The sequence below is a fragment of the Hyalangium ruber genome (assembly GCF_034259325.1).
GTDB lineage: Bacteria > Myxococcota > Myxococcia > Myxococcales > Myxococcaceae > Hyalangium_A > Hyalangium_A rubrum.
In genome coordinates this window covers 129,505-155,050 of record NZ_JAXIVS010000004.1, presented here as the reverse complement: position 1 = coordinate 155,050, position 25,546 = coordinate 129,505, and the positions used below count along the sequence as shown (strand labels likewise).

Below are 25,546 nucleotides of genomic sequence, written 5' to 3'. Positions count from 1 at the left end.
TCCACGGAGTCACGGGCCATGTCCGACGACACGAAGAAGCCATACAAGCTGGGTCGCCGCGGGTTGCTCAAGGGACTGGGGGCGGGTGCCGCCGCCCTGGGCTTCCCGACCCTGTGGTTGCCGCGCACCGCCTACGCGCAGACGTCTCCGCGAGGCAGTGTGGAGCACCTCATCTACATCCGCCTGGGAGGCGGCTTCCGCTTCACCACCGCCTTCAACGCGGACGTGGCCGAGGAGTTCAACCCCTTCGGCCGCTCGTCCGAGCGCGCTCCGGGCACGGAGTGGGGCGTGGGCGAGCTGATAGGGCGCGCCAGCTGGCTGGAGGGCGAGGAGGGCACGGCCCGGGTCGACCTGGGCATGGAGAAGGTGACGGCCTTCACCAATGAGATCTGCGTGCTGCCGTGCGTGGACCACGAGCCCTTCTCCGCGCGCGCCGACGGCAACCACGGCACGGGGCTGGAGCGCTTCCTCACCGGCTACGTGGGTGGCACCACCAGCTTCCTGACCTTCCTCAACTACGGCATGCGGGAGAAGGTGGCGCAGGAGGCGGCCCAGGGCAGGACGGTGCTGCCGGCCTTCAGTCTGGGCGAGGCGGGCATGACGCTGGGCGCCGGCATCTACGCGGGCTATCGGCCCCCGGTGCTGGACGGCGGCGGCTTCGAGCGGTTCGGCTTCGACCCGGACTCGAACCTGCCGGAGTGGGCCACCACCCTCGCGGGCAAGCAGGACATGCGCCTGCGAGACCGGCTGCACCCGGCGCTGCGCAACAGCGTGGAGGCCTACCAGCAGACGCGCGAGGCCACGCGCGCCTACGGCCGCATCTTCCGTGACCCCCTCCTTCGGGTGAACGCCAACTCCCCCGACGAGGCGGACGGCATCAGCAACCGGGACCTGGTGTCCATGTTTGGAGATGACGGGGTGGGCCGCAACGTCGCGCTCGCCCTGCGCCTGTTCCACTTCGGCTGCCCGGCCGTCTTCCTCAACCAGGGCTTCTACGACTTCCACTCCAACGAGGAGGAGGGCCTGTCGGCGGAGATCGACCAGGCCAACCGCCTGCTGAGCGGCCTGCGCGCGGCGCTCAAGCGCATGCAGCACCCCAAGGGCGGCTCCTACTGGGACAAGACGCTGGTGGTGATGGGCAGCGAGTTCGGCCGGACTGGCAACGGCAACCGGTTCAACTCCGCCAACGGCAGCGACCACTCCAGCGACTTCGCCACACGGTGGATGTCCATGCCGATGATGGGCGGCGTCATCTCCGCGCTGGGCAAGGGCGGCAAGATGCTGGGCGGGGTGCGCTCCTCGGACCTCAAGGGCACGGGCCAGGTGTACTCCTACCGCTCGGTGCTCAAGACGATGCTGGACCTGCTGGGCGCCGACCACAGCACGGTCTTCCCCGCCGACAACCCCATCCAGGACATCTTCACATGATGCGCTCTACGCTCGCCTCTGTGGTCGCCGTCGCGCTCCTGTCGGGGTGCGACTCCTCGAAGGACTACGAGGGCACGACTGGCACCATCCCCTTCGAGCCGCAGCGGCCCTCGTCGGGCGCTCCGGCGACGGTGGCGCCGTACACGGGCTCGGACCCGCTGGTGCTGGAGGCGCAGACGCGCCTGCCCACCGGCCTGGACCTGCAGCGCAAGGTGGTGCTGCGCACCTGTGGCCCCACCAACGGCGTGTGCCACAACCAGAAGGAGTACCCGGACCTGCACACCGCGGGCACCTTCACGGCCTCCATCAACGCGCCCTGCAACTTGCAGCCCGGCACGTACGCCTCCGTGTATGACCGGTGCGAGCGGCTCGGGGATCGCTTCAAGCTCAAGGAGCAGTCCTTTCGGGAGATAGAGATCGGCTGGTACGAGGTCGTCCTCGGCGCGTACGTGGAATACGAGGACGACGAGGTGCCGCCCTCGGATGCCGCCGGCCTGCACCTGTACCTGAGAGACCCGGTGCCGCTGGACAAGGGCCGGGCGCACTGGGGCACGGCCAACTTCCTGCGCAACTTCATCAACGCGCAGGACAACGTGGAGACGCTGTCGGTCGCCAACTACAACACGCGCTGGTGGGTGCTGGGTGACGGCCGGCACCTGTTCGGCGAGGTGCGCGACTACCAGCGGGACTCGGTGGAGGCGTTGCAGGCGATCGGCATCATCGAGGGAGACCAGAACCGCAACGGCACCTTCGGGGCGCGCGAGGGCAAGTCCACGCCGCTGCTCAACCCGGGCAAGCCCGAGGAGAGCTACCTGGTGGCGCGCGTGCGCGGGCACATGCAGGGCGAGCGGATTCCAGGCTCGCGCATGCCGCTGGCCAACCAGCCGCTGTCGGTGCCGGACATGCTGGCGCTGATGTGCTTCATCGAGGGCCTGGACCCCAACGCCAACGAGTGGAACCTCTCGTCCTCCATCGACTACGCGGGGTGCTCGTACTCCGCCAACCCGCAGGCGCTGAACGTGGTGGGCGCGGGGGTGACGTGGCGTGAGCGCGTGTGGCCCATCCTCCAGTCGAACTGTGGCGGCTGCCACGGTGGCTCCAACGCGCAGATGGGCCTGGACCTGACCGCCTCGGATGCCTATCAGCGCTTGCGGGCCGCCTCGGTGCAGAGCCCGAACCTCAAGCTGGTGGATCCGGGTCGGCTGGAGCAGAGCTACCTGTGGCTCAAGCTCGCGGGCGACGGCAGCATCGTCGGCAGCCGCATGCCGGTGGATCCGCTGGACGGCACCCGCACGCTGCCGCCGGACCAGCTCGAGAGCATCCAGACCTGGATCCTCGCGGGCGCGCTCGAGGTCGAGTAGTTCGCGGGGCCTGGGAGGTGAGCTGAGCGCGGAGGCACTCTCCGCGGCTCGCCACCTCTACGGGCCCCGGGTCGGGGCTCAGTTCCGCCAGCGCCTCAGGGCGCCCCCGTCCTCCGAAGTTTCGCCTCCGTCGGAGGTGCCTCCGTCCTCCGGAGTCGTCCCACCGTCGGGCTCCTCCGAGCCCGCGTCCGGGGTGCCCGCGTCCACCGTGCCCGCGTCCGAAGCGCCAGCGTCCGGGGTGCCGCCGTCCGGGTCCGGCACGCCGCCGTCGCTCGGGGGCAGGGGGAGGCCGCAGGTCTTGTCCGGCCGACAGACGAACTCGGTGTCGCAGTCCTCGTTGCGAGTGCAGCCCATGCCCTCGCCGCAGTCGAAGCCGCCGCCGTTGGCCATTCCCGTCACCACGAAGCCGCTGGCGCGGACCGTCTCGGTGATGGGCTGGTTGCCCACCGAGCCGAACCGGTCATGCGTGAGGGTCACGTTGATGCCGGAGGACTGAGCCGAGAGCTCCAGGTTGGTGCCCACTCCGTTGATGGCGCTGGCGATGACCGTCGCCACCTCGGCGGCGGTGTTGACGGGGGCGATGTTGACGCGGACGTGGCCGTTGGAGACCGAGCCGTTGGCATCGAACTCGAAGATGACGGTGGGGTTGATGCCGTCGCTGAGGGAGAACGTCTCGCCGCTGAGGCTCGACTTCGCCACGGAGGTGATGTTGCCGGTGGCCTTCGCGAGCCGGATGCGCGAGCACGTGGAGGTACAGGTGCCGCAGACGTCGGTGTTGCCGTCGTCACACACCTCGCTGCCGTTGGGGATGCCATCTCCGCAGAAGGGGCCGGAGAGGGGCAGGGGCACGCTGCAGTTGGCATTGCAGCGCACGCAGTTGGGCGTGCCGTAGGGGCACTGGGTCTCCGTGATGGCGTTGCCGTCGTCGCAGACCTCGCCGTTGCTGACGAGGCTGTCGCCGCAGTAGGCGCCGGTGAGGGGCAGCACGGCGGTGCAGGCGGCGTTGCAGCCCGTGCAGCTGGGCGTGCCGTAGTCGCACGAGGTCTCATTGGCCGTGTTGCCGTCGTCACACGCCTCGCTGTCCGTCTGCGCGCCATCGCCGCAATAGGGGCCAGTCAGGGGCAGTTCGGCGGTGCAGGTGGCGTTGCAGCGCACGCAGCTCTGCAGGCCGTAGGCGCAGGCGGTCTCGCTGATCGTGTTGCCGTCGTCGCACACCTCGCCGTTGGTGATGAGGTTGTCACCGCAGTGGGGGCCGGCCAGGGTCAACAGGCCGGAGCAGGTGGCGTTGCAGCCGAAGCAGTTGGGAGTGCCGTAGGGGCACGAGGTTTCATTGGTGGTGTTGCCGTCGTCGCAGGCCTCGGGGCCGTTCTGGGCCGAGTCGCCGCAGTAGGCGCCGGTGAGGTTCAGCGAGGCGCCGCAGGTGGCATCGCAGCGCACGCAGCTCGGCGTGCCGTAGGGGCAGGCGTTCTCCGTGGTGGTGTTGCCGTCGTCGCACGCCTCGGCGTCCGTCATGAGGTTGTCGCCGCAGTAGGGGCCGGTGAGGTTCAGCACGCCGGTGCAGGAGGCGTTGCAGCCCGTGCAGTTGCGCGTGCCGTAGGGGCAGGCGTTCTCGGAGACGGTGTTGCCGTCGTCGCAGGCCTCGGGGCCGTTCTGGGCGGAGTCGCCGCAGTAGGCGCCGGTGAGGGTCAGCGAGCTGGTGCAGGTGGCGTTGCAGGCGGAGCAGTTGGGCGTACCGTAGGGGCAGGCACTCTCGCTGGCGGTGTTGCCGTCATCGCACGCCTCGAGGCCGGGCTCCTGCCCATCGATGAAGCCATCACCGCAGGCGCTGGGCTGGCAGGTGGTGAGGCAGTTGTCGCTGTTGTTGCTGTTGCCGTCGTCGCACAGCTCGTTCGCCTGCTGGTTCTGCACGCCGTCACCACAGCTGGGGCGGGTGCAGTCGGAGTCGCAGAAGACCGACTCGCCCGAGGTGTCGCACTGCTCGTTGGCCGCCGCGTTGATGAAGCCGTCGCCACACAGGGCCTGGGTGCAGTCGGAGTCGCAGGTGGTCGAGTTGCCCCGCGTGTCGCACTGCTCGTTGCGCGCGGCGTTGGTGAAGCCGTCGCCGCAGAAGGCGATGGTGCAGTCCGCGTCGCAGTCCGCGGTGCTGCCGCCTCCCAGGTTGTCGCACTGCTCGCCAGCGCTGCTGTTGACGACGCCATCGCCGCAGCGGCGCCGCGTGCAGTTGGCGTTGCAGGTGGCGGACTCGCCCGCGGTGTCACACTCCTCGACGCGCGGCGGCTGCCGGTCCGTGGCCCCGTCACCGCACCGGGCGAACAGGCACAGGTTCAGGCAGTCGTCCTCGTTGTTGGTGTTGCCGTCGTCGCACTCCTCCTCGAGGTCCCGCTGGCCGTTGCCGCAGCCCTCGCCCGAGCGGCAGTCGGAGCTGCAGCCGTCGCCATCGGCCGTGTTGCCGTCGTCGCACCGCTCGCCCGCGGCGGTGTCCACGATGTTGTTGCCGCACGACTCGTCCGAGAGGCAGTCGCTGGCGCACCCGTCACCGCTCAGGTTGTTGCCGTCGTCGCACTTCTCGCCCGCGGCGGTGTCCACGATGCGGTTGCCGCAGTCCTCCTCGGAGCGGCAGTCACCGCTGCACCCATCGCCGCTGTCGTTGTTGCCGTCGTCGCACTTCTCACCCCGGGCGGTGTCCACGTAGCGGTTGCCGCAGAACTCGGACGACTGGCAGTCGGAGCTGCACCCGTCGCCGGAGCGCTGGTTGCCGTCGTCACACTTCTCACCCACCGAGCGGTCGATGATGTTGTTGCCGCACAGCTCCGTGGAGCGGCAGTCGAAGCTGCACCCGTCGCCGTCGTTGGTGTTGCCGTCGTCGCAGACCTCGCCGAGCGTGGTGTCGACCACGCGGTTGCCGCACGTCTCGTTCGAGACGCAGGTGGCGCTACACCCGTCGCGGTCCTGCAGGTTGCCGTCGTCACATGCCTCGCCGTTGTCGACGAGGCCGTTGCCGCAGGCGTCCTTGATGCACACCGACTGGCTGGCGGCACAGGACTGCCCGGGAGGGCACACCACCCCCGAGGGGCAGGTGACGCTCTCGGGCTCGAAGCAGGCGAGCAGCGGAAGGGTCAGCAGCGCCACCACCAGCAGGGGAATCTGACCGCGGAAGTGGGAGCGGGGGGTGTCTCGTCTCATAACACCTCAGAAGCGGAAGGTCGCCAGCATGCCGCCCTCGCCCTTACCGAGCAGGGGCGCGACGCTCACTTCCTGATCTTTCGAAGCCTCGCCGGGGGTGATGCGGTAGGACTGCTCACGGTTGACATAGACGAGCACCGCGCCGGTGACGAGCGCGGCACCGCCCACGGCGTAGGTGCCGAAGGCCACCTTCTGCAGGGAGTCACCCCGGGAGCGCTTGTCGGCGAGCGCCGGCTCGGGCACGCAGCCGCCGCAGCTGAGGATGCCGACGTCGAACTCGCGGTAGCTGTCGCGGGCCTGCATGTGGAGCACGCTGCCGCCCGCGGCCAGGGCCACTCCGGCGCCGAGCACCGCCCAGGGCTTCCACGCGGACCACTGGCGGCGGTACCGGGTGAGCTCCTCGGCGGTGTACACCTTCAGCTCGAGCTTCACCGCCTCGCCGGGCAGCAGGGTGCGGCTCATGTCGGTGGGCACGTAGCCCGCCTTGGTGGCCACCAGGGTGTGCTGACCGGGGCGCACCATGCCCTGGTAGCGGCCGGGGCCGACGAAGAGCACCTGTCCATCCAGGGTGACGGAGGCGCCGGGCGTGTCACAGCTGAGGTCCACGCGGGACAGCTGCTTCTCGATGAGCGTCTTGTAGGCCTTGGCGTTCTCGAACTTCTCGGAGTCCAGGGGCGCGGCGCCGTAGCGCAGGGAGGCCACTAGGTGCTCATGCACCTCGACGGGCTGGTCCAGGTTCAGGAGCGCCAGCGCGAGGTTGTAGTGGATGGCGGGGTGGTCCCACAGCGCGATCGCCTCGCGGTACTTCTCGACGGCGCGCACGAAGACGGACTCCTTGAGCAGGGTGTTGCCCTGCCGGAACAGCTCCAGCGCGCGCTTCTGTGACTCGGGCGGAACGCCCTTGGCCCAGGCGCGCTCCTCGCTCGCGGGGCCCTGCTGCGCGGCCGAGGGGGCGGTCCACAGCGCCAGCGTCAGCGCCACCGCCCAGAGGCCTCTCGTGGTCCTGCTCTTCACCATCCTCGGGTCCCCTCTACTTCAAATCGTCGATGATCGGGCTGCCCAGCTGCGACTGCAGGCGCTGGACGCGCTCCTGCTCGCGGCTGAGCAGGTCCTGGAGCTGCTTCGCGGCGCGGATGGCGTCCTGCTGGGCCTGGCGCGCGGTCGTCGCGTTCTGCTCGGCGTTCTTCTTCTCGTTCTTGGCGCGCCACTGGGCGAACTTCGCGCGGCGCAGCGCCAGCATCAGCTCCTCGTTCTTGCCCTGGAGCTCGCTGTTGGTGATGGCCACCTGGGCGTTGGCCGTCTCGGCCTCCTGCTGGGCCCGCTGGCGCTCCAGCTCCTTGGCTTGCACCTCGGCCAGACGCTGCTTGGCCTGCGCCTCGGCCTTGCGCGCCACGGCCTCGGCCCCGCGCGCCTGGTTGGCGGAGACCTTTGCCACCACCGCCTGGCGCTCGGCCTCGCGCTGTGCGTTGCGGATGACCACCAGCGCCACGGCGGAGGCGGCCACCAGGCCCACCAGGAACACCGTTGAGCCGAGGAGCAGCGCCCGCCTGCGGCGCGTGGCCTTCTGTGCCTGGGCGAAGACGGCGTCGAGGAAGGCGCGCTGCTGCTGGGGCAGCTCCCCTCGGTAGCGGCGCTGGAAGCGCTGGGCCTCCTCCACCACCTCGCCCCGCCAGAGCAGATCGCTGTCCTGGCCGTTGGCGGTCCACTGGCGCGCGGCGTTGCGCAGCTGCTCCATGAAGGCCGCGTCCTCCTGGCCCTCGTCCAGCCAGCGCCGCAGCGTGGGCCAGCTGTGGATGAGCGACTCGTGGACGATCTCCACGAGCGCGCCCGTGGAGCCGCCCGCCGTCTGCACCACCAACAGGCGCGCCTGGACGAGGTAGTCGATGAGCAGCTGGATCTCGTTGCCGTCCTTGGTCAGTTCACGCAGCTCGTCCATGGAGACGATGGCGCGGGTGCGCTCGGGCGTCACCAGCCGCAGGAGCACCTGCCGCGCCAGGGGGCCCGCCTGGGAGGGCAGCTCGTTGAGCACGCTGTCGGCGTGGGTGGCCAGGGCGCCGGCGATGCCGCCCATGGCGTTGTAGCGGTCCACGGTGAGCAGCTTGTGGGTGGCGTTGCGCCCCTCCCAGAGCTGGGTGGCGGCGAACTGGAGCAGCGGCAGCGCGCCCTGGGTGGACTCCAGGTGCTGGAGCATGTCGTCCACGATGGCGGGCGACTCGAACTGGTAGCCGGCCATCTCCGCCGGCTGCACGAGCGCGTCTCGCAGGCCCTCGCGGCCCGGGGTGTTGAGGAAGAACAGGCCCGAGTTCAGCTCGGCCATGAAGCGCTCGTCCTCGGGCACTCGGTCCAGGAAGTCGGAGCGGATGGAGAGCACCACGCGCATGGGCGCGGTGGCGTCGTCGGCGATGCCGGACAGGCACGCGGTGAAGGCCCGGCGCTCCTTGGCGTCGGGCACCAGCGTGTAGAGCTCCTCGAACTGGTCGATGAAGAGCAGGATGCGGCGCTTCTCGCGGCGGGCGCGGCTGCGCAGAACGGAGCCCACGTAGCCGGGCTCGGCGTGGAGCCGGTCGATGAGCTTCTGCTGGGCCTGGATGTCCTGCTCGATGGTCGTCGAGGAGTTCACCAGGGGGCCGACGATGCTGGCCAGGGCGGCCAGCGGGTGGCGGCCGGGGCGGATGACGATGGACTCCCAGGCCACGCCCGAGCGCTTGAGCACCGGCACCAGACCGGCGCGAACGAACGAGGACTTACCGGCGCCGGAGGGGCCCACCACGGCCACCAGCGGCTGGCTCTGGATGCGATGCACCAGGGCGGCGATTTCCTTGGAGCGGCCGAAGAAGCGGTCCGCGTCGTTCTCCTGGAAGGAGGACAGGCCCGCATAGGGGCTCTCATCGACGCGCAACTCGCGGGTGAAGCGGCCGGGGAGGAAGGGCTCCAGCGCCTTGAGCAGCGAGACGGCGTCCGGCCAGCGCTGATCCTTGTGCTTGAGCAGGCAGCGATCGACGACGTCGGCCAGCGCGGCGGGTACATCCGGCATCATGTCGCGCAGGCGCGGCATGGGCTCGTTGAGGTGCGCGGTGACGACGAGCTGCGGCCCGCGGAGCGGATCCAGCGGGTGCTTCCCGGTGATCATCCGGAACAACATGATGCCCACGGCCCAGATGTCGGTGCGGTGGTCCACCTTGTTGCCGCCGCGCCATTGCTCGGGCGACATGTACGGCATGGTGCCCATGATGGCGCCGCGCCGGGTGAGGTTGGACAGGTCCTCGCCCGAGGTGCCGCCGGCAGCCGATGCCTGGGCCGCGAGCGCGCTGGCGGACAGCTCGCTCTCCTGCTCGGGCGGGTGCTCGGGATCCTGGAGCACCTTGGCGATGCCAAAGTCGAGCACCTTGATGGAGCCGGAGTCGGTGACGACGATGTTGTCGGGCTTGAGGTCGCGGTGGACGATGCCCAGCTCGTGCGCGGTGGCGAGGGCGCGCACCACGGGGACCATGATCTCCACGGCGCGAGCGGCGGGCACGCGCTGGCCGGAGATGAGCTTGTTGAGGGGGTGGCCCTGCAGGTACTCGAGCACCATGAAGGGGCTGCCGTTGTGCTCGCCCACCTCATAGATGATGACGATGTTCTCGTGGCTGCAGCGCGCGGTGGCGCGGGCCTCGAGGATGAAACGCTTGGTGACCTCGGGGTTGTCGGAGTGGAGGAACTTGATGGCGACGCGGCGGCCGAGCCGGGTGTCGCGGGCGAGGAACACGGTGCCCATGCCGCCGCTGCCGAGCTGGCGGATGAGCTCGTAGTGCTGGATGCGGGTGCCAACGGCGGGCAGGGTGCCGGGCGCGACGTTCTGCGTATTCTGATTCGTGGAGCCCGAGGGGTGCTGGCTCCAGGAGTTGCCCGAGGGGTGCTGGCTCCAGGAACTGCCCGAGGGCGGACTGGAGGGGTGCTGACTCACCGAGTGCTGGCTGTTCTCACCGGTGGGCGGGCGCGAGTGCTCCGCGTCGAAGCGCAGCGAAGGGTTGGCGGTGTTGGGCGAGAAGAGGGCGTCGACGTCCGCCGCCTGGGTGCGCTCATCCAGATTGTTGGGCCCGGGGTTTCCCGCCGTGGGAGGCTGAGGAAAGCCGTTCTCGGTGCCCGCTGGACTCTTGTTCATGGCTCCGGTGACATCCCTTCCGAGGCAGTCGCTTACCGATACACGGTAACGCGCGCGGAAGTGTCACCCGGCCATCATTGGATCTGCAAGGGAACGACCCGGCTAAAATTCCGAAGGGAGAGGGAGAGAGCCTGGGTAGCAAGCGACCTGGCAGGCCCTCTCCTCGGAGTGTGGATGGTCAGTCGTCCTTGCACCGGTAGTTCGAGCCACACACGAACCCCAACGCGCAGTCCGCATCCTGCTTGCACCCCATGTTTTCCGGGCAGTCGTTCGGCATTCCCCCGGACATCCCTTTGATGTCGAAGATGGAGTTCACGACGGACTCCGTGATGCGTTGGTTACCGAAACCACCGGGGTGGAGATGCTCAAGGAGTACCTTGGGGCTGTTTCTCTCTCTCTCCGCGGAGATGGCGAGGGAGGCTTCTTCCGATGGATCATCGGGTGAACCATTGAGGGTATCAATGGCTTCAATGATGCGATCCGCCACGCCCAAGTAGGTCGCGAGTCCAGAGAGGTCTACGGGCGTATGCCCGGAAAATGTGCTGCCGTCTTTGTCGAACTCGAAAATAACAGGCGGATGAAGCCCATCACTGATGGAGAAGGTTTCCCCATCATGCAGGCCGCCTGGGCCGATAGCGAGGATGTGGCCCTGGGCGTGGGTCGGATTCCGTGCTTCTGTGCAAGTCGCGTTGCATGAACCACAAGAATCGGCGTTGCCATCGTCGCAAGCTTCTCCATCCTCCACGATGCGATTGCCACAGACGGAGCCTTGGAGATTCAGGCGCTGCGAGCAGTCTGCATTGCAGAGTTGGCACTCCAGGGTACCCGGAGGACACCGTCTTTCGGTGACGTTGTTGCCATCGTCGCAAGCCTCTCCAGGGTCATGGTTGTTGTCGCCGCAATAGGGCCCGCGGAGCGGCAGTTGCGCCGTGCAGTCCGCGTTGCAGAAATTGCTGCAGGACTGAACGCCGTAAGGACACTGGGTTTCCGTGGTGTTATTTCCATCGTCGCAGGCTTCGGATGCAGCGTTGACGTAGCCATCTCCGCATCGCGCTACCTTGCAGGTGCTGAGGCAGGCGCCGCTGTCGCTCGGATTGCCATCGTCGCAATCCTCTCCACGGGCGGGGTTGATGCGCCCGTCTCCACAATAGGGAGTGGTGCAGTCCACGTCGCACGTGGCGGAGTTTTCCTGGGTGCCGTTGTCACATTCTTCGCCCGCGCTGGCGGTCACGACGCCATCGCCGCAGCGTGGGAGCGTGCAATTGAGGTTACAAGCAGTCGATGAGTCACCGTAGTCACACGCTTCTCTTCTCGAGCCCCTGAGGTTGACGAAACCATCTCCGCAGAGAGCCACCAAGCAGTTGCTGAGGCAGTCGTCATCGCTGCTCGTGTTGCCGTCGTCACACTGCTCGCTCGAGTCCAGGAAGCCGTTGCCGCAGGTCTCTCCGGAGCGGCAGTCCGCGCTGCACCCATCTCCGTCGATCTGGTTGCCGTCATCGCAGGCCTCGCCCTTGTACCGGTCCGTGACGCCGTTGCCGCAGGTCTCGTCCGACTTGCAGGTACTGCTACAGGCGTCGTCGGAGTCGAGGTTGCCGTCGTCGCAGATCTCGCCTTTATCGGCCTGGACGACGCCGTCTCCGCACGAGTCCGAGATGCACACCTCGCCGTTGGCGGCGCACGCCACGGCGCAGATGCGGCCCGAGCGCGGGCAGACAGCTCCACTGGGCTCGAAGCAGGCCAGGAGCGACGAGCCAAGCACGACCAGGAGCAGCACCAGGGAGGACGGGTGCCGCTTCACACACGCGGTTTCATGGTTCATGGGGGGACCTCAGAAGCGCCAGGTAGCCAGGAAGCCACTCTCGGCCTTGCCGACAGTGAGCGAGACGTTCACGCCATCGAGTTCGTCGGGAGTGCGAAGGACGGCCTTCTCCCGATTGAGGAGGACGAGGACCGCGCCGGTGACAGCGGTGGCGCCGGCCAGGGCATACGAGCCGATGGCGAGCTTCTGGAAGTTGTCGCCGCGTCGGATCTTCCCGGCGAGCGTGGGATCCGCGTCACATCCCTCCGGGCCACATCGACTGGCCCGTTGGTCGAAAGCCCGGTAGTTGTTGCGCGCCTGAAGGTGAAGCAGCCCACCTCCTCCCGCCATGAGCACGCCCGCGCCCACGACGCTCCAGGGCTTCCAGGTGGGCCACCGGCCTTGTTGAACGTGGAAGTCCTCCTCGTCGTAGAGCTGAGTGATGTGGAGGGAGACCGTCTTTCCGGCGAGCAGGGCGCGTGTCCTGTCGTTGTCCGGGTAGCCCTTCCTTCGCGTGCTGAGGGTGTAGGTACCAGGGAGCATGAGCTCCTCGACTTTGCCCGGACACTGGAGCAGTCGCTTCTCTCCCACCCACACCGAGGCGTCGGAGACGTCGCAGGAGATCTCCACGCGGCCCAACTGCTGCTCGGCGACCGTCTTGAGGAACTGGGCTCGACTGAACTTCTCTTTTCCAAGAGGGGCGTCACCGAAGCGCATGGCCTGGGTGATGTGCTTGTGCAGCTCGAGGTGCCGGCCCTGCGTGGCGAGGATCTGCGAGAGGTTGAAATGGGTGACGGGGTGGTCCCAGAGGCCCAGCGCTTCGCGGTACTTGGCCTCGGCCGCCACGAAGCGGGAGTCCAACCAGTGAGCATTGGCTTGCTGGAGCAGCGCCTCGGCGCGCAGCTGCCTCTCGCGCGGGACATCGCGAGCCCATGGAGGTTGCTTTCCAGCGTCCAGCTCCGTGCTCGGCTGAGAGAAAGCCGGGGTCGCCACCCAGGCCACCATCAAGAGGACAAGGACACGCAAGACATCCGTCCGGGTCTTTTCCATGTCATTGCCCCATGAACAGCGTCGGGATGATGCTGCCAAGTTCCTTCTCCAGCTCTTCGATGCGCTTCTGGTCCTTGTCTCGCGCCAGCTGGAGTTCCTTCGCGGCCCGAAGCGCTTCTTGTTCCGCGCGCTTGGCGGCGAGAGCGTTTCGTTTGGCGGCGAGAGCGTTCTTGTTCGCTCGCTTCTGCGCGGCCTTGGCGCGCTGCTTCGCGTGCTCGGCCTGCGCTAGGGCTTCCTCCAGATCGGCGTTGATGCGCTGGAGCCTGGCGTTGATGGTGGCCAGCTCCTGGCTGGTCTGCTCCACCTTGCGATACGCCTCCTGGCGCTCGCGCTTCTCGGCCTGGGCTTTCTCCAGATGTTGCCGGGCTTCCTGTTCGGCGCGGCCCTTCACCTCCGCGGCTTCACGCGCCTCCTTCGTGGCTTTTTGGAGCACCACCAGCGCTACCGCAGCGGCCGCCAACAGCAGGCTCAGGAACACCATCGCGCCCACCACCAACGCCCGCTTGCGTCGCGTGGCCTGGGTCTCCTGGGCGAAGGTGGCTTCCAGGAACGCCTGCTGCGCCTTCGGAAGTTCCCCTACGTAGCGGCGCTGGAACCTGCGCGCCTCCTCCACCAGCTCTCCGCGCCACAGCAGGTCTGAGTCCTGGTCGTTGCTCTGCCACTGGCGCGCGGCGGTGCGCAGTTGCTCCAGGAAGACCGAGTCCTCCTGGCCCTCGTCCAGCCAGCGCTTCAGCGTCGGCCAGCCGCTGATGAGTGACTCGTGGACGAGCTCCACCGTCCCCCCGACGGCGCCGCCTCCGGTCTGCACCACCAGCAGGCGCGCCTGGACGAGTTGGTCCGTCACCTGCTGGAGCTCCCCCTTGTCCCGGGACAGCTCACGCAGCTCCTCCAGGGAGACGATGGCGCGCGTCCGCTCCGGGGTCACCAGCCGCAGGAGCACCGTTCGCGCCAGCTGCTGCCCCTGGGAGGGCAGCCCGTTGAGCACGCTGTCGGCGTGCGTGGCCAGCGCGCCTGCGATGCCGCCCATGTCGAGGTAGCTCCGCTGGGTGAGCTGCTTGCGCGTGGGGTCTCGCTGCTCCCAGAGCTGGGTGGCCGCGAATTGCAGCAGCGGCAGCGCCCCCTGCGTCGCGGCGAGGTGCTGGAGCATACTCTCCACCAGCTCCGGTGACTCGAAGCGGTAGCCGGCCCTCTCCGCCGGTTGCACGAGCGCGTCCCGCAGGCCCTCGCGTCCCGGGGTGGTGAGGAAGAACAGGCCCTGGTTCAGCTCGGCCATGAAGCGCTCGTCCTCGGGCACCCGGTCCAGGAAGTCCGAGCGCAGGGAGAGCACCACGCGCATGGGCGAGGTGGCGTCATCGGCGATGCCCGACAGGCACGCGGTGAAGGCCCGGCGCTCCTGGGCATCCGCCACCTGGGTGTAGAGCTCCTCGAACTGATCGACGAAGAGCAGGATGCGGCGCTTCTCGCGGCGGGCGCGGCTGCGCAACACCGAGCCGACGATGCCAGGCTCCTTCCGCATGCGCTCGATGAGCCGGTTGTGCTCCTTGAGGTCCTCCGCCAGCGAGGTGGACGAAGTCACCAGGGGCGTCAGCAGGTGGGCCAGCGCCGCCAGCGGCTGGCGACCCGGGCGCACCACATGCGCCTCCCACGCCTCTCCGGAGCGCTTGAGCACCGGCACCAGGCCCGCGCGCACGAACGAGGACTTGCCCGCGCCCGAGGGGCCCACCACCGCCAACAGCGGTCGGTCCTTCAGCCGGCCCACCAGGGCGGCGATCTCCTTCGAGCGGCCGAAGAAGCGGTTGGCGTCGGACTCCTGGAAGGAGGAGAGGCCCGCGTAGGGGCTCTCGTCGAGGCGGACCTCGCTGGTGTAGCGGCCGGGAAGGAAGGGCTCCAGCGCGCGCAACAGCGCGAGCGCGTCCGGCCAGCGCTGCGCCTTGTGCTTGAGCAGGCAGCGGTCCACCACCTCGGCCAGCGCGGGCGGCACGTCCGGCGCCACGTCGCGCAGGCGCGGCATGGGCTCATCCATGAAGGCGGTCACCGCCAGCTGCGGGCCGCGCAGCGGATCCAACGGATGTTTCCCCGCCAGCATCCGGAACAGCATGATGCCCACGGCCCAGATGTCCGTGCGGCAGTCCACCTCCTCGCTGCCACGCCACTGCTCCGGAGACATGTACGAGAGCGTGCCGAGGATGGCGCCACCCCGCGTGAGGTGGCTCTGCGTCTCCCCGTCTCCCTCCGAGGCCGGCAGGGCGCCGGCACCCGAGGGGGCGGGCAGGGGAACCACGTTCGTGGACTCCGCGCGCTCGGGCGCCTGGAGCACCTTGGCGATGCCAAAGTCCAACACCTTGAGCGAGCCCGCCTCGGTGACGAGGATGTTCTCGGGCTTGAGGTCCCGGTGGACGATGCCGTGCGCGTGCGCGGTGGCCAGGGCCCGCACCACCGGCACCATCAGCTCCGCGGCGCGCGTGGCCGGCAGGCGCTGGCCGCTCACCGCCTTGTTCAGCGGCTGGCCCTGCAGGTACTCGAGCACCATGAAGGGGCTGCCCTCGTACTCGCCCACCTCATAGATGATGACGATGTTCTCGTGGCTGCAGCGCGCGGTGGCGCGGGCCTCCACCAGGAAGCGCTGAGTCACCTCCGGGTTGGTGGAGTGCAGGAACTTGATGGCCACCCGGCGGCCCAGGCGCGTGTCGCGCGCCAGGAACACGGTGCCCATGCCGCCGCTGCCCAACTGGCGGATCAGCTCGTACTGGTGGATGCGCGTGCCGGGCGCGGGCACTCGCGCGGACTCCGCGAGACTTCCTCCTCCCAGCGAGGAGCTGGAGGACCTGCCCGTGCCCGAGGTACGCGCGGGCGGGGCCGCGGTGCCTCGGGACACCGAGGTCGACTGCGGGGAGAAGGGGGGAGGCGTACCGCTGGCGGTCGGGCGTGAGCCCTCGTTCTGGCGCAAGGCTCCGCCTGCCGCCACAGGGGCGGGGAGGGGCCGGAGCACGGCACCCGCTTCGTTCTGGTTCATGGTTCCGGTTTCGTTTTCTTGGACTGCGAGGACGAACCGGGGTCCTTGGATGAGCGCGTCGAGACCCCTCGGACCCCCCCGAGGTTCTCCGAGCCCACCACGCTCGCCACCAACCACCCGCGTCCCCCGCGAACTCGGGGACAGGCAGTATTCCTAGATAAGTCCGAAGTTACGCGGCGGAAGTGGCTTCATCCTCCAGGGCAGGCTTGTGTTGGCCCGCCCGAGGGTCCTACTCGACGATTGAGAACTCGATACGGCCGAGCACTTCGTCGGTGGAGACCACCTTCAGCTGGATCATCATGCCGATGGTGAAGGTGCGCTTGGGGCCCACCAGGGACGTCTCTCGCGCGTCGGGCTGGAAGGGGCCGCCCTTGAGCGAGTCGGTGGGCACCACGCCCTCGACCAGCAAATCGTCCAACTGCACCAGCAGGCCGAAGGGCTTCACGCGGGTGATGCGGGCGGCGTAGACCTTGCCCACGTGAGAGGCCATCAGCCGCGCCTCCAGCACGCGGTGGCGGTCCTGCTCGGCGCGCGAGGCGGCGCGGGCGCGCGTGTTGATGTGGGTGGCGAGCTGCTCCACGGCAGGGTCGGGGTTGAGGAAGTCGCGGTGGCCACGCAGGTACTTCTTGAGCGTGCGGTGTACGACCAGGTCCGCGTACCGGCGGATGGGCGAGGTGAAGTGCAGGTACCAGCGCGCCGCCAACCCGAAGTGTCCAGAAGGCACCCCCGTGTAGCGCGCCGAGCCCAGCGAGCGCCGCAGCACCGAGCGCAGGGCGGGCTCCGCGGTACATCCGGAGATCTGCCGATCGAACGCCCCCAGCGCCAGCGGGGTGAGCCGGCCGCCGAAGCCCGCCGCGAAGCCGGAGTGGTGCGCGAACGCCGCCAGGTCCGCTACTCGCAGCGGATCCGGCTCGTCCTGCACGCGGAACAGGCCCGGCAGGCCGCGGGCCAGCATCCACTCTCCGATGGCCTCGTTGGCGGCCACCATGAAGCGCTCGATCATCTTGTGCGCGGAGGTGGGCCGCACGTTCTGGATGCCGGACACCTGGCCCGTCTCGGTGTCGAAGGTGAAGCGGGCTTCCTCGCGGGCCATCTCGATGCCGCCGCGCCCCGCCCGCGCCACCTCCAGCCGCGCCGCGGCCGCGCGGAACCACGGCATGACGTCGCGCACCGGCTCCATGGGCGCCGACACCATGCCCTTGTCCAGGAAGTCGGCCACCTCGTCATAGTTCAGCCGCGCCCAGGAGCGGATGATGCTCTCGTACACGTCCGCCGCGGTGACGCGCCCCTCGGGGTCGATGCGCAGCTCCACCGTGAGGCACAGCCGCTCCTCGCTCGGCACCAGGCTCAGCCAGTGCGCGGAGAGCTCCTCGGGGAGCATGGGCAGCACGTGGCCCGCCAGGTACACGCTGGTGGCCCGCTCGCGCGCCGCCGCGTCCAGCGCCGAGCCCTCGGTGACGAACTGCGCCACGTCCGCGATGGACACCAGCAGGCGCAGCGCCCCGTCCGCCCCCGCCGGCAGCACGGAGATGGCGTCGTCGATGTCACGCGTGGAGGGCGCATCCACCGTGACGGTGGGCACCGCGCGCAAGTCCCTCCGCGCGCCCGTCTCATGGGGCAGGGCCCGCGCCGAGCGCGCCGCCTCGAGGACCTCGGCGGGGAAGTCCCGGTGCAGGCCATGGCGGGCGATGACGCGCTCGATGGAGCGGTCCGCGCCGGGCTCCAGCTTGCGCGTGAGCACCACCTTGCCCTCGGCCACGCGCGCCACCACGGCGTCCCCGTGCTGCACCTCCACGCCGCCCGGCTCCAGCGGCCAGTCAGAGCTGGCCACCTCCCGGTCGATGCGCAGGTAGGTGGCGCCCTTGCGCAGCACCACCTCGCCGTAGACCTCCTGGCGCGGGCGCTGGAGCAGCGACAGCCCGCTGGCCGACCACCGGCCGTCCGCGCCCTGGCTCACCGTGGCCGTCACCACGTCATCGGCCAGGAACGAGGCCAGCTCCGGCGGAGGGATGAAGGCCGACAGGACTTCCCCGGAAGGCGGGGGCTGAACCACCAGAAAGCCGAAGCCTCGCGGATGGACATCCACCCGGCCGGTCGCAGGACGTGGGGAGGAGGAAGCGCCTAGGGAGGAAGCGGGCTGAGACATACTCGCGAGACCCTACCAGCCAGATAACTGTGAGAGTAGAAAATTCCAAATATATGAGAATGCGCGTTGACCTATCCTACTCATTTCCATTATTCCTTGACCCCCCCTGTTTCCTTAGGAGTCGGGAATGACGCGTCGTTTCAACTGGAAGAGCGGTGTGGTGGCGGGTGCGCTGTTTGCCTTCGTGGGCTGTACGGCCCCTGAGAGCAAGGAGGCCGAGCCGGCTCCCGCTCCGGAGGCTCAGGCCGGGGGACGCTGTCAGACGGCGGATCTGAGCGAGGCGCAGCAGGCCGAGGTCGAGGCGACGCTGTCCCAGCTTCGCAGCGCGCAGGCGCTGGGCGTGGGCTCGGTGACCATTCCGGTCTACGTGCATGTGATTACCAACGGCACGGCGGGCGCCATCTCCGACCAGATGATCGCCAACCAGATCACCGTGCTGAACAACGCCTACGCGGGCACGCCGTTCAAGTTCAGCCTGGTCTCCACGGACCGCACCAGCAACTCCAGCTGGTACACCGCGGGCCCGGGCACCGCGGCCGAGACGGCGATGAAGACCGCGCTGCGCAAGGGCACCGCGGACGACCTGAACATGTACTTCAACAGCCCGGGCGGCGGCCTGCTGGGCTGGGCGACCTTCCCCTCCAGCTACGCCTCCAGGCCGAAGGATGACGGCGTGGTCATCCTCAACACCTCGCTGCCCGGCGGCAGCGCGGTCCCGTACAACGAGGGCGACACGGCCACCCACGAGGTCGGTCACTGGCTGGGCCTGTACCACACGTTCCAGGGCGGCTGCGCCAAGCAGGCCTCGGGTGGCGACGGCGTGAGCGACACCCCGGCCGAGAAGTCCGCGGCCTTCGGTTGCCCCACCGGCCGCGACACCTGCGCCACCATTGCCGGTCTGGACCCCATCAAGAACTTCATGGACTACACCGACGACAGCTGCATGAACCAGTTCAGCGCGGGGCAGATCACCCGCATGGACGGCATGTGGACGTCGTACCGCGCGGGCAAGTAAGCCGCGCCCCAAGTCCACACGCGTAGGTCCCGACGCCGGGGTGCTCCAAGCACCTCGGCGTCTCTCGTTGCGGGCAGTCCGCCGCTCGGCCACTCGGGTGCAGCCCTGGCAGAGGGACGGGCCATCAGGTCTCCGGGGAAATTGTTGGAACGCGAACAAGGTTTGCCGCGCCGCGATGCGCAAATCCTTCTTCATAGCGACTGGCTTGATGGCAGTGCTGCTCACCTCGGCGTGCGAGATGCCTTCCGCGGAGGTGCCTCCCGTCGAACCCACTCCCCAGGAGGAAATCCAGGAAGCCGCGGGGCCGCTCACCGTCACCGGCTGCACCCCGTTGGCGACGGCGACGACCCGCGCGAGCGGAGACGATGGGGCCGGCAGCGTGGCGGCCAATTCGCAGGACGACAACCTGTTGACGCGCTGGAGCGGTCCGGGCGTGGGTGCATGGCTCCAGATGGACCTGGGCGCCGCGCAGACGCTCAAGGGCGCGGCGGTGGCGTGGCACGAGGGCAACACGCGCCAGAACCACTTCGTCATCTCCACCTCGGAGGACGGCGCCACCTTCACCCAGGCGTATGCGGGTGACAGCGCGCTGACGAAGGAGGCGCAGACGTACGCGTTCACCCCGGAGCGGCGGGCGCGCTACGTGCGAGTCACCGTCAACGGCAACACGGTGAATACCTGGGCCTCCATCACCGAGGCGCGGGCGTGCGGCGTTCCGACGCCGGCGGACTCGGGGCCGGCGCTGCCGCGCCTGCCGTACCTGCAGAGCGTGGGCACCACGAGCGCCATCGTGGCGTTCCGCAGCGGCGTGTCGTGTACGCCCCTGGTGCGCTTCGGGCCGGGCTCGGACGTGTCCCGCACGGCGACGGCCACGGCGGCGGGCTGGCGGCACGCGGTGAAGCTGGACAACCTGCTGCCGGGGCAGACGTACAGCTACGTGGTGGAGGCGTGCGGCTCGGTGACGGGCGTGCGGCAGTTCCGCACGGCGAGCGCCCCCACCACGAAGAACGTCCACTTCACGGCGATGGGAGACTTCGGCACGGGCGGCTCGACGCAGGCGCAGGTGCTGAAGCTGCTCTCGCAGCCGGGCAAGGCGGGGGACTTCGTGCTCGCGTTGGGCGACAACGCCTACTCCTCGGGAACCGAGCAGGAGTTCCAGGACCGGATGTTCACCCCCATGGCGCCGCTGCTGCGCCAGACGCCGATCTTCCCCAGCCTGGGCAACCACGAGTACGTGACGAGCTACGGTCAGCCCTACCTGGACAACTTCTACCTGCCGACGAACAACCCGGCGAAGACCGAGCGCTACTATTCGTTCGACTGGGGTCCGGTCCACTTCGTGGCGCTGGACTCCACCTGCGCCGTGCTGGGCACGCTGGACATCTGCAAGGTGGCGCCGCAGAAGACGTGGCTGGCCCAGGACCTGGCCGCCACCACCCGGCCCTGGAAGGTGGTCTTCTTCCATCACCCGCCCTGGTCCAGCGGCGCGCACGGCTCGCAGTTGACGATGCGGCGCGAGTTCGGCCCCCTCCTGGAGCAGTACGGCGTGGACCTGGTGCTCACGGGGCATGACCACAACTACGAGCGCTCCAAGGCGATGAAGGGGGATGCCGTGGCGCCCTCGGGCACGAAGGGCATTCCCTATATCGTGGTGGGCAGCGGCGGCGCGGCCCTGCGCACCTTCCCCATCGCGCAGCCGAGCTGGACGGCGTACCGCAACAACACCGACGTGGGCTACCTGGACGTGGACGTGAACGGGGGCACGCTGGTCGCGAAGTTCATCAATCCCAGCGGCGTGGTGAAGGACAGCCTCACGCTGACCAAGACGCTGCCGACGGCCTCGGCGGTGGACCCGGTGTCGGCCGCGTCGATGGAGACGGCGCCGGGCCCGGTGGATGACCCGGCGCACGCTCCCGCGGGTCTGCGCTTCGAGCGGAAGCTGCCGCCCGCCGACAGCGCGGAGGACGTGGCGGACCACGACGAGCCGTCCCAGCAGTAACCCGGCGCGCGGCGCCTCCCTGGCTCACCGGGGAGGTGCCGCGGCCGCTACTCGGAGCGAGCGCCGAGGAAGCCCTGGAGCGTCGCCAGCACCCGCGCCAGCTCCTGCTCGAAGGCGGGAGAGACGCCCACGAGCCCGGGCGCCTCCGCTGCCTTCGCGGCGGACTCCAGCGCTCGCGCGTGGTCCCGGAGCGAGTGGGCGCCCACGCTGGCGGCCAGGCTCTTCAAGTTATGGACGGCGCGGATGGCGGCTTCCGAGTCCCCTCGGGTGCTCGCGACCCGGAGCTGCTCCAGGTAGTTCGGGGCCTCGCCGAGGAACAGCTCCGCCACCTTGCGATACAGGCCGACGTCCCCATCCAGGTTGAGGAGCGCGCCCTCCATGTTCACGTGCCGGGGATCGGGCTGCTCCAGCTTGCGGGAGTCGCCCACGTCGGAGGGGACACGGGGGCTGGCCTCCTGCCTGGAGCGCTGCGCGAGCCACCGCCCCAGCGTCTGGTAGAGCTTCTGGGCGTCGATGGGCTTGCTGAGGTGGTCGTTCATGCCCGCCGCCAGGCTGCGCTCGCGATCGCCTTCCAGGGCATTGGCCGTCATGGCGATGATGGGCAGCTCCGAGAGGCCGGGCATGGCGCGGATGCGCCGGGTGGCCTCGTAGCCGTCCATGAGCGGCATGTGGCAATCCATCAGGACCGCGTCGTACGCGCCTCGGGCCAGGCGCTCGAGGGCCTCGGCCCCCTGGGTGGCCACGTCCACGCCCACCCCCGCCCTGCGCAGGAAGTGGATCGCCACCTCCTGGTTCAGGCGGTTGTCCTCGACCAGGAGGAGCCGAGCGCCCCGCAGGTGCGCGGGAGGCACCCTCGGCTCGGCCCGCTCCTCGCCGGGCAGGGCCTTGGCGAGCGGTAGCTGGAACCAGAAGCAGCTGCCCTGGCCGTACTCGCTGTCGACGCCAATCTGTCCGCCCATCAGCTCGACGAGGCGCTTGCTGATGGCGAGGCCCAGGCCGGTGCCGCCGTACTTGCGCGTCACCGAGCTGTCGGCCTGGAAGAAGGACTGGAAGAGCCGGGGCAGCTGCTGCGCGGTGATTCCAATGCCGGTATCGCGCACGGAGAACCTGCACCCCACGCCGTGGGCCTCCTCGGACAGCTTCTCCACGCGGACCACGACTTCGCCCGCGCTGGTGAACTTGAGGGCATTGCCGATCAGGTTCTGGAGTACCTGCCGCAGCCGCAGCGGATCGCCGCGGAGTTCGGTGGGCAGACAGGGTGCCCCCTCGAAGCGCAGCGCGAGCCCCTTGTCCTGGGCGGTGCTGGAGAAGGTGTCGGAGAGCTCCGAGAAGAGCTCCTCCAGCGACACCGGCACGCGCTCGAGCTCGAGCCTGCCGGCTTCGATCTTCGAGAAGTCGAGGATGTCGTTGAGGATGCCGAGCAGGGACTGGGCCGAGCGGCTGGCCTTGAAGATGAAGTCGCGCCGTTGCGCCAGGGACTCGGCCTCGAGCGCGAGCTGCGTCATGCCGAGGATGGCGTTCATCGGCGTGCGAATCTCATGGCTCATGTTGGCCAGGAACTCGCTCTTGGAGCGGTTGGCCTGCTCGGCGGACTCCTTGGCCTGACGCAGCTCCTCCTCCGAGCGCCTGCGGGCGTTGAGGTTCTCCAGGGAGGCGTTGAACCAGGCCACCATCTTGCCGATCTCGTCCTGGCTGGCGGAGGGTGGCAGCGGGTGGACATCTTCGAGCCGGTCCTGCTGGATGTGGCGGAAGCCCTCGGAGATGGCGCGGATGGGCCCCACCACGCGCCGGGAGTAGCGCACGGCCACCAGGCCGATGACGACGAAGCAGGCCAGCAGCACGACCAGGCCGGTGCCGCCAATGCGGGACATGGGGGCCGTGAGGCTGGCCTGGGGCAGGACGCTGATGACGTGCCAGTTCATCTCGGCCACGCGCAGGTGGTTGAGCAGGACATCCTCTCCGCCGAGCTGCAGCGCCACCGTGCCCTTCTCCCCGCTCAGCAGCGCGCGGAACTCGGGCAGCAGGGGCTGGCCGATGAGCTGCTTGTCGGGATGGAAGAGCAGGCGCCCCTGGCTGTCGGTGACCATGAGGTAGCCGTCAGCGCCCACATCGAGGCGTCGGAAGTGCTCGTGCAGCGAGTCGGTCGAGGAGTTGATGACGACGATGCCCACCGGCTCGGGCTCTGGCTGTTCGGGCACGACACGCCTGAGCAGCCGGGTGGCGACGAGCACCTTGCGGTGGTCGGAGGTGGCGTTGACGTTGTCCTCCACGCCATGCCAGACGATGGACCGCGGGGAGGCGAGGGTGTCGCGGTAGAGCCGCTCCCACAGCTCGGTCTGGACGGCGGAGGTGTCCAGGGTGTCGCCGACGTGGAAGTGGCGGCCTTGGGGCGTGAACAGGTCGATGGAGACCAGCCCCTTGAGGCTGCTGTAGCCGCTCAGGATGTAGCCCACCCGGGCCTGGGTGGCCAAGGCGGAGTAGCTGTCTCCGGCCTCCGCGGCGGCCAGCGCGGTGCTGATGTCCTCGACGCCGGCGATGTTGGTGGCGAGGCTGGCCACCTGCTCGGACTGGAGCAGCAGGTAGTCGCGTTGGTTGTCCAGCAGGCGCGCGTTGTAGTCGCTGGCGAGGCTGACGATGGTGCCGCGCGCGACGTCATAGGTGACGACGCCGAAGACCAGCAGCGGCGCGACGCTGACGGCCAGCAGGTAGCCGATCAGCTTGATGGTGATGGAGGAGCGGATCGGCACGGGGCGGCCTATTTCAGGCTGTCGGCGGTCACGAGGCGCGTCTCGACGAGCACGACTCCGGGGACGGCCTCTCCCTGGAGCAGGCGAATGGCGGCGAGGACACCCTGGTAGCCCTGTTCGGCGGCCTGTTGATCGACGGTAGCCGCCAGCCTCCCCGCCTTGACGGCCTCCTGGGCCTCCTCGAGGGCGTCATAGGCGGCGACCTTCACCCCCGAGCGGCCCGACTCCTGAAGGTACTTGAGGGCGCCCAGGGCCATCATGTCGTTGGCGCAGAACAGCAGGCTGATCTCCGGGTGGGTGGCGAAGAGCTTGCGGGTCACGTCATGGCCCTCGTCGATCTTCCAGTTCGCCGTCTCCGAGGCGACGACGCGGATGAGGGGGTTCTCCGCGAAGGCGCGCTCGGCCCCGGCCTTGCGCTGGCGGGCGTTGTCCGCGCTGCGGATGCCCTCGAGGATGGCGGCCTGGACGGGCTTCTTGACGGACTGGGCGACGAAGCGGGCCGACTCGTACGCGGCCTTCTCGTTGTCCACGCTGATGAAGGGGACCTCGCCCAGCCCCTGCTTGCGCATGGCCTCGGGGTCCAGCCGGTTGTCGATGTTGACGATGGAAATGCCCGCCTCGCGCGCGGTCTTGAGCGCGGGTACCAGGCGCAAGGAGTCACCCGGGGAGATGACGATGGCATCGACCTTCATCCGGACCAGCTCCTCGACGATTTGGATCTGCTGCTCGATCGAGGTCTCCTGGGAGGCCGTCTTGACGAGCAGCTCGATGCCCAGCGCCTTCTGCGCGCGCCGGGCTCCCTTCTCCATCTCGATGAAGAAGGGGTTGGTGAGGGTCTTCATCACCAGTGCGACCCGCTTGGCGGCGGGCGCCTCGTCCGGTTTGGCGCGGGGGGCCTCCACGGGGGCAACCACACCTTGAACGGAGGGTTTGTGGGAGTCACTGCACGCCATCAGGCTCAAGGGCAGGGCCAGCACCCATAGGAGTCGCAGGAAGTGCACGGGTGTCTCTTTCGCGCGGAGAGGGAACAGGCGCTTCAGGGACGTGAGAGTGTAGCCCTCGTGAGGCTTGACGCGACAGGTGGGCATCGCCAACCTGCCAACCCACCCACCTTATGGCCCGTGCCATCACCCGAGGCGTCGCCGCCACCCTGGTCCTCAGTACCCTTTTGGGTACTGCCGTGGGTATTGCGGGCTTCACTTTCATCTATGCCCGGGGCGCCGCCTATCTGACGGATGACCCGGCGGCATGCGCCAACTGTCACATCATGAACGAGCAGTACGGGGGCTGGCAGAAGGCGAGCCACCACACGGTGGCGGTCTGCAACGACTGCCATGCGCCCAAGGACTTCCTGAACAAGTACGCCACCAAGGCGCTCAATGGGTGGCACCACTCGGTGGCCTTCACCACGGGCGACTTCCCCGAGCCCATTCGCATCACCCCCCGCAACCGTGCGGTGACGGAGGGCCAGTGCCGCTACTGCCACCAGGAGATCGTCCAGGCCATCGATCCGGCTCCCCGGGTCGAGCAGGCCTCGGACTCCGCCGCTGTCTCCGCCCACGCGGGCGATGCTTCCGTGTCCTGCATCCGCTGCCACCGCTCGGTGGGTCACCCCGAAGAATGAACGCTCCGAGGTAACGACTGTGTCCCCTGAATCTCCCT

At 68.9% G+C, this 25,546-nt stretch carries 14 protein-coding genes; 5 read left to right on the top strand and 9 right to left on the bottom strand.

Translation table 11 applies throughout. The features are described from left to right. Positions 1-18 precede the first annotated feature (18 nt). A complete protein-coding gene (locus tag SYV04_RS12880) occupies positions 19-1,428 on the top strand; it encodes a DUF1501 domain-containing protein (RefSeq protein WP_321546024.1) in 1,410 nt (469 codons plus the stop codon). Beyond that, a complete protein-coding gene (locus tag SYV04_RS12875) occupies positions 1,425-2,789 on the top strand; it encodes a hypothetical protein (protein ID WP_321546023.1) in 1,365 nt (454 codons plus the stop codon). The genes SYV04_RS12880 and SYV04_RS12875 overlap by 4 nt, the downstream gene beginning before the upstream one ends. Before the next feature lie 78 nt (positions 2,790-2,867). On the opposite strand, the gene SYV04_RS12870 is transcribed toward SYV04_RS12875, so the two are convergent. The 7 genes from SYV04_RS12870 to SYV04_RS12840 all read right to left on the bottom strand — a co-directional run bounded on the left by SYV04_RS12870 (position 2,868) and on the right by SYV04_RS12840 (position 18,123). Next, positions 2,868-5,972, bottom strand: a complete 3,105-nt coding sequence (locus SYV04_RS12870; protein ID WP_321546022.1) for a DUF4215 domain-containing protein — start codon at positions 5,970-5,972, stop codon at positions 2,868-2,870. A gap of 6 nt (positions 5,973-5,978) precedes the next feature. After that, a complete protein-coding gene (locus SYV04_RS12865) occupies positions 5,979-6,989 on the bottom strand; it encodes a hypothetical protein (RefSeq protein ID WP_321546021.1) in 1,011 nt (336 codons plus the stop codon). A gap of 13 nt (positions 6,990-7,002) precedes the next feature. Continuing rightward, the gene (locus tag SYV04_RS12860; protein WP_321546020.1) at positions 7,003-10,116 is read right to left on the bottom strand and encodes an nSTAND1 domain-containing NTPase; all 3,114 of its coding nucleotides are present in this window, start codon (positions 10,114-10,116) and stop codon (positions 7,003-7,005) included. A gap of 178 nt (positions 10,117-10,294) precedes the next feature. Then, complete coding sequence (locus SYV04_RS12855; RefSeq protein WP_321546019.1) at positions 10,295-11,935, bottom strand: DUF4215 domain-containing protein; 1,641 nt, start codon at positions 11,933-11,935, stop codon at positions 10,295-10,297. 9 nt (positions 11,936-11,944) lie between these two features. After that, a complete protein-coding gene (locus SYV04_RS12850; protein WP_321546018.1) occupies positions 11,945-12,964 on the bottom strand; it encodes a hypothetical protein in 1,020 nt (339 codons plus the stop codon). A 1-nt stretch (position 12,965) separates the two neighbouring features. Beyond that, the gene (locus SYV04_RS12845) at positions 12,966-15,977 is read right to left on the bottom strand and encodes a serine/threonine-protein kinase (RefSeq protein WP_321546017.1); all 3,012 of its coding nucleotides are present in this window, start codon (positions 15,975-15,977) and stop codon (positions 12,966-12,968) included. Positions 15,978-16,206: 229 nt separating this feature from the next. Next, entirely contained in the window at positions 16,207-18,123 is a 1,917-nt protein-coding gene (locus SYV04_RS12840) for a ribonuclease R family protein (protein ID WP_321546016.1), read from the bottom strand. Between the two features lie 127 nt (positions 18,124-18,250). Between SYV04_RS12840 and SYV04_RS12835 the strand changes: the two genes are divergently transcribed. Next, the gene (locus SYV04_RS12835; protein ID WP_321546015.1) at positions 18,251-19,138 is read left to right on the top strand and encodes a zinc metalloprotease; all 888 of its coding nucleotides are present in this window, start codon (positions 18,251-18,253) and stop codon (positions 19,136-19,138) included. 208 nt (positions 19,139-19,346) lie between these two features. Beyond that, positions 19,347-21,137, top strand: a complete 1,791-nt coding sequence (locus tag SYV04_RS12830; RefSeq protein WP_321546014.1) for a metallophosphoesterase — start codon at positions 19,347-19,349, stop codon at positions 21,135-21,137. Positions 21,138-21,184: 47 nt separating this feature from the next. Here SYV04_RS12830 and SYV04_RS12825 read toward each other — a convergent pair whose 3' ends face one another. After that, complete coding sequence (locus tag SYV04_RS12825; protein WP_321546013.1) at positions 21,185-23,884, bottom strand: ATP-binding protein; 2,700 nt, start codon at positions 23,882-23,884, stop codon at positions 21,185-21,187. A gap of 8 nt (positions 23,885-23,892) precedes the next feature. After that, positions 23,893-24,885, bottom strand: a complete 993-nt coding sequence (locus tag SYV04_RS12820; protein WP_321546012.1) for a sugar ABC transporter substrate-binding protein — start codon at positions 24,883-24,885, stop codon at positions 23,893-23,895. Between the two features lie 179 nt (positions 24,886-25,064). On the opposite strand from SYV04_RS12820, the gene nrfH reads away from it, so the two are divergent. Next, positions 25,065-25,508, top strand: coding sequence for a cytochrome c nitrite reductase small subunit (gene nrfH, locus SYV04_RS12815; protein WP_422723932.1), 444 nt, complete (start codon positions 25,065-25,067; stop codon positions 25,506-25,508). The last annotated feature ends 38 nt before the right edge of the window (positions 25,509-25,546 follow it).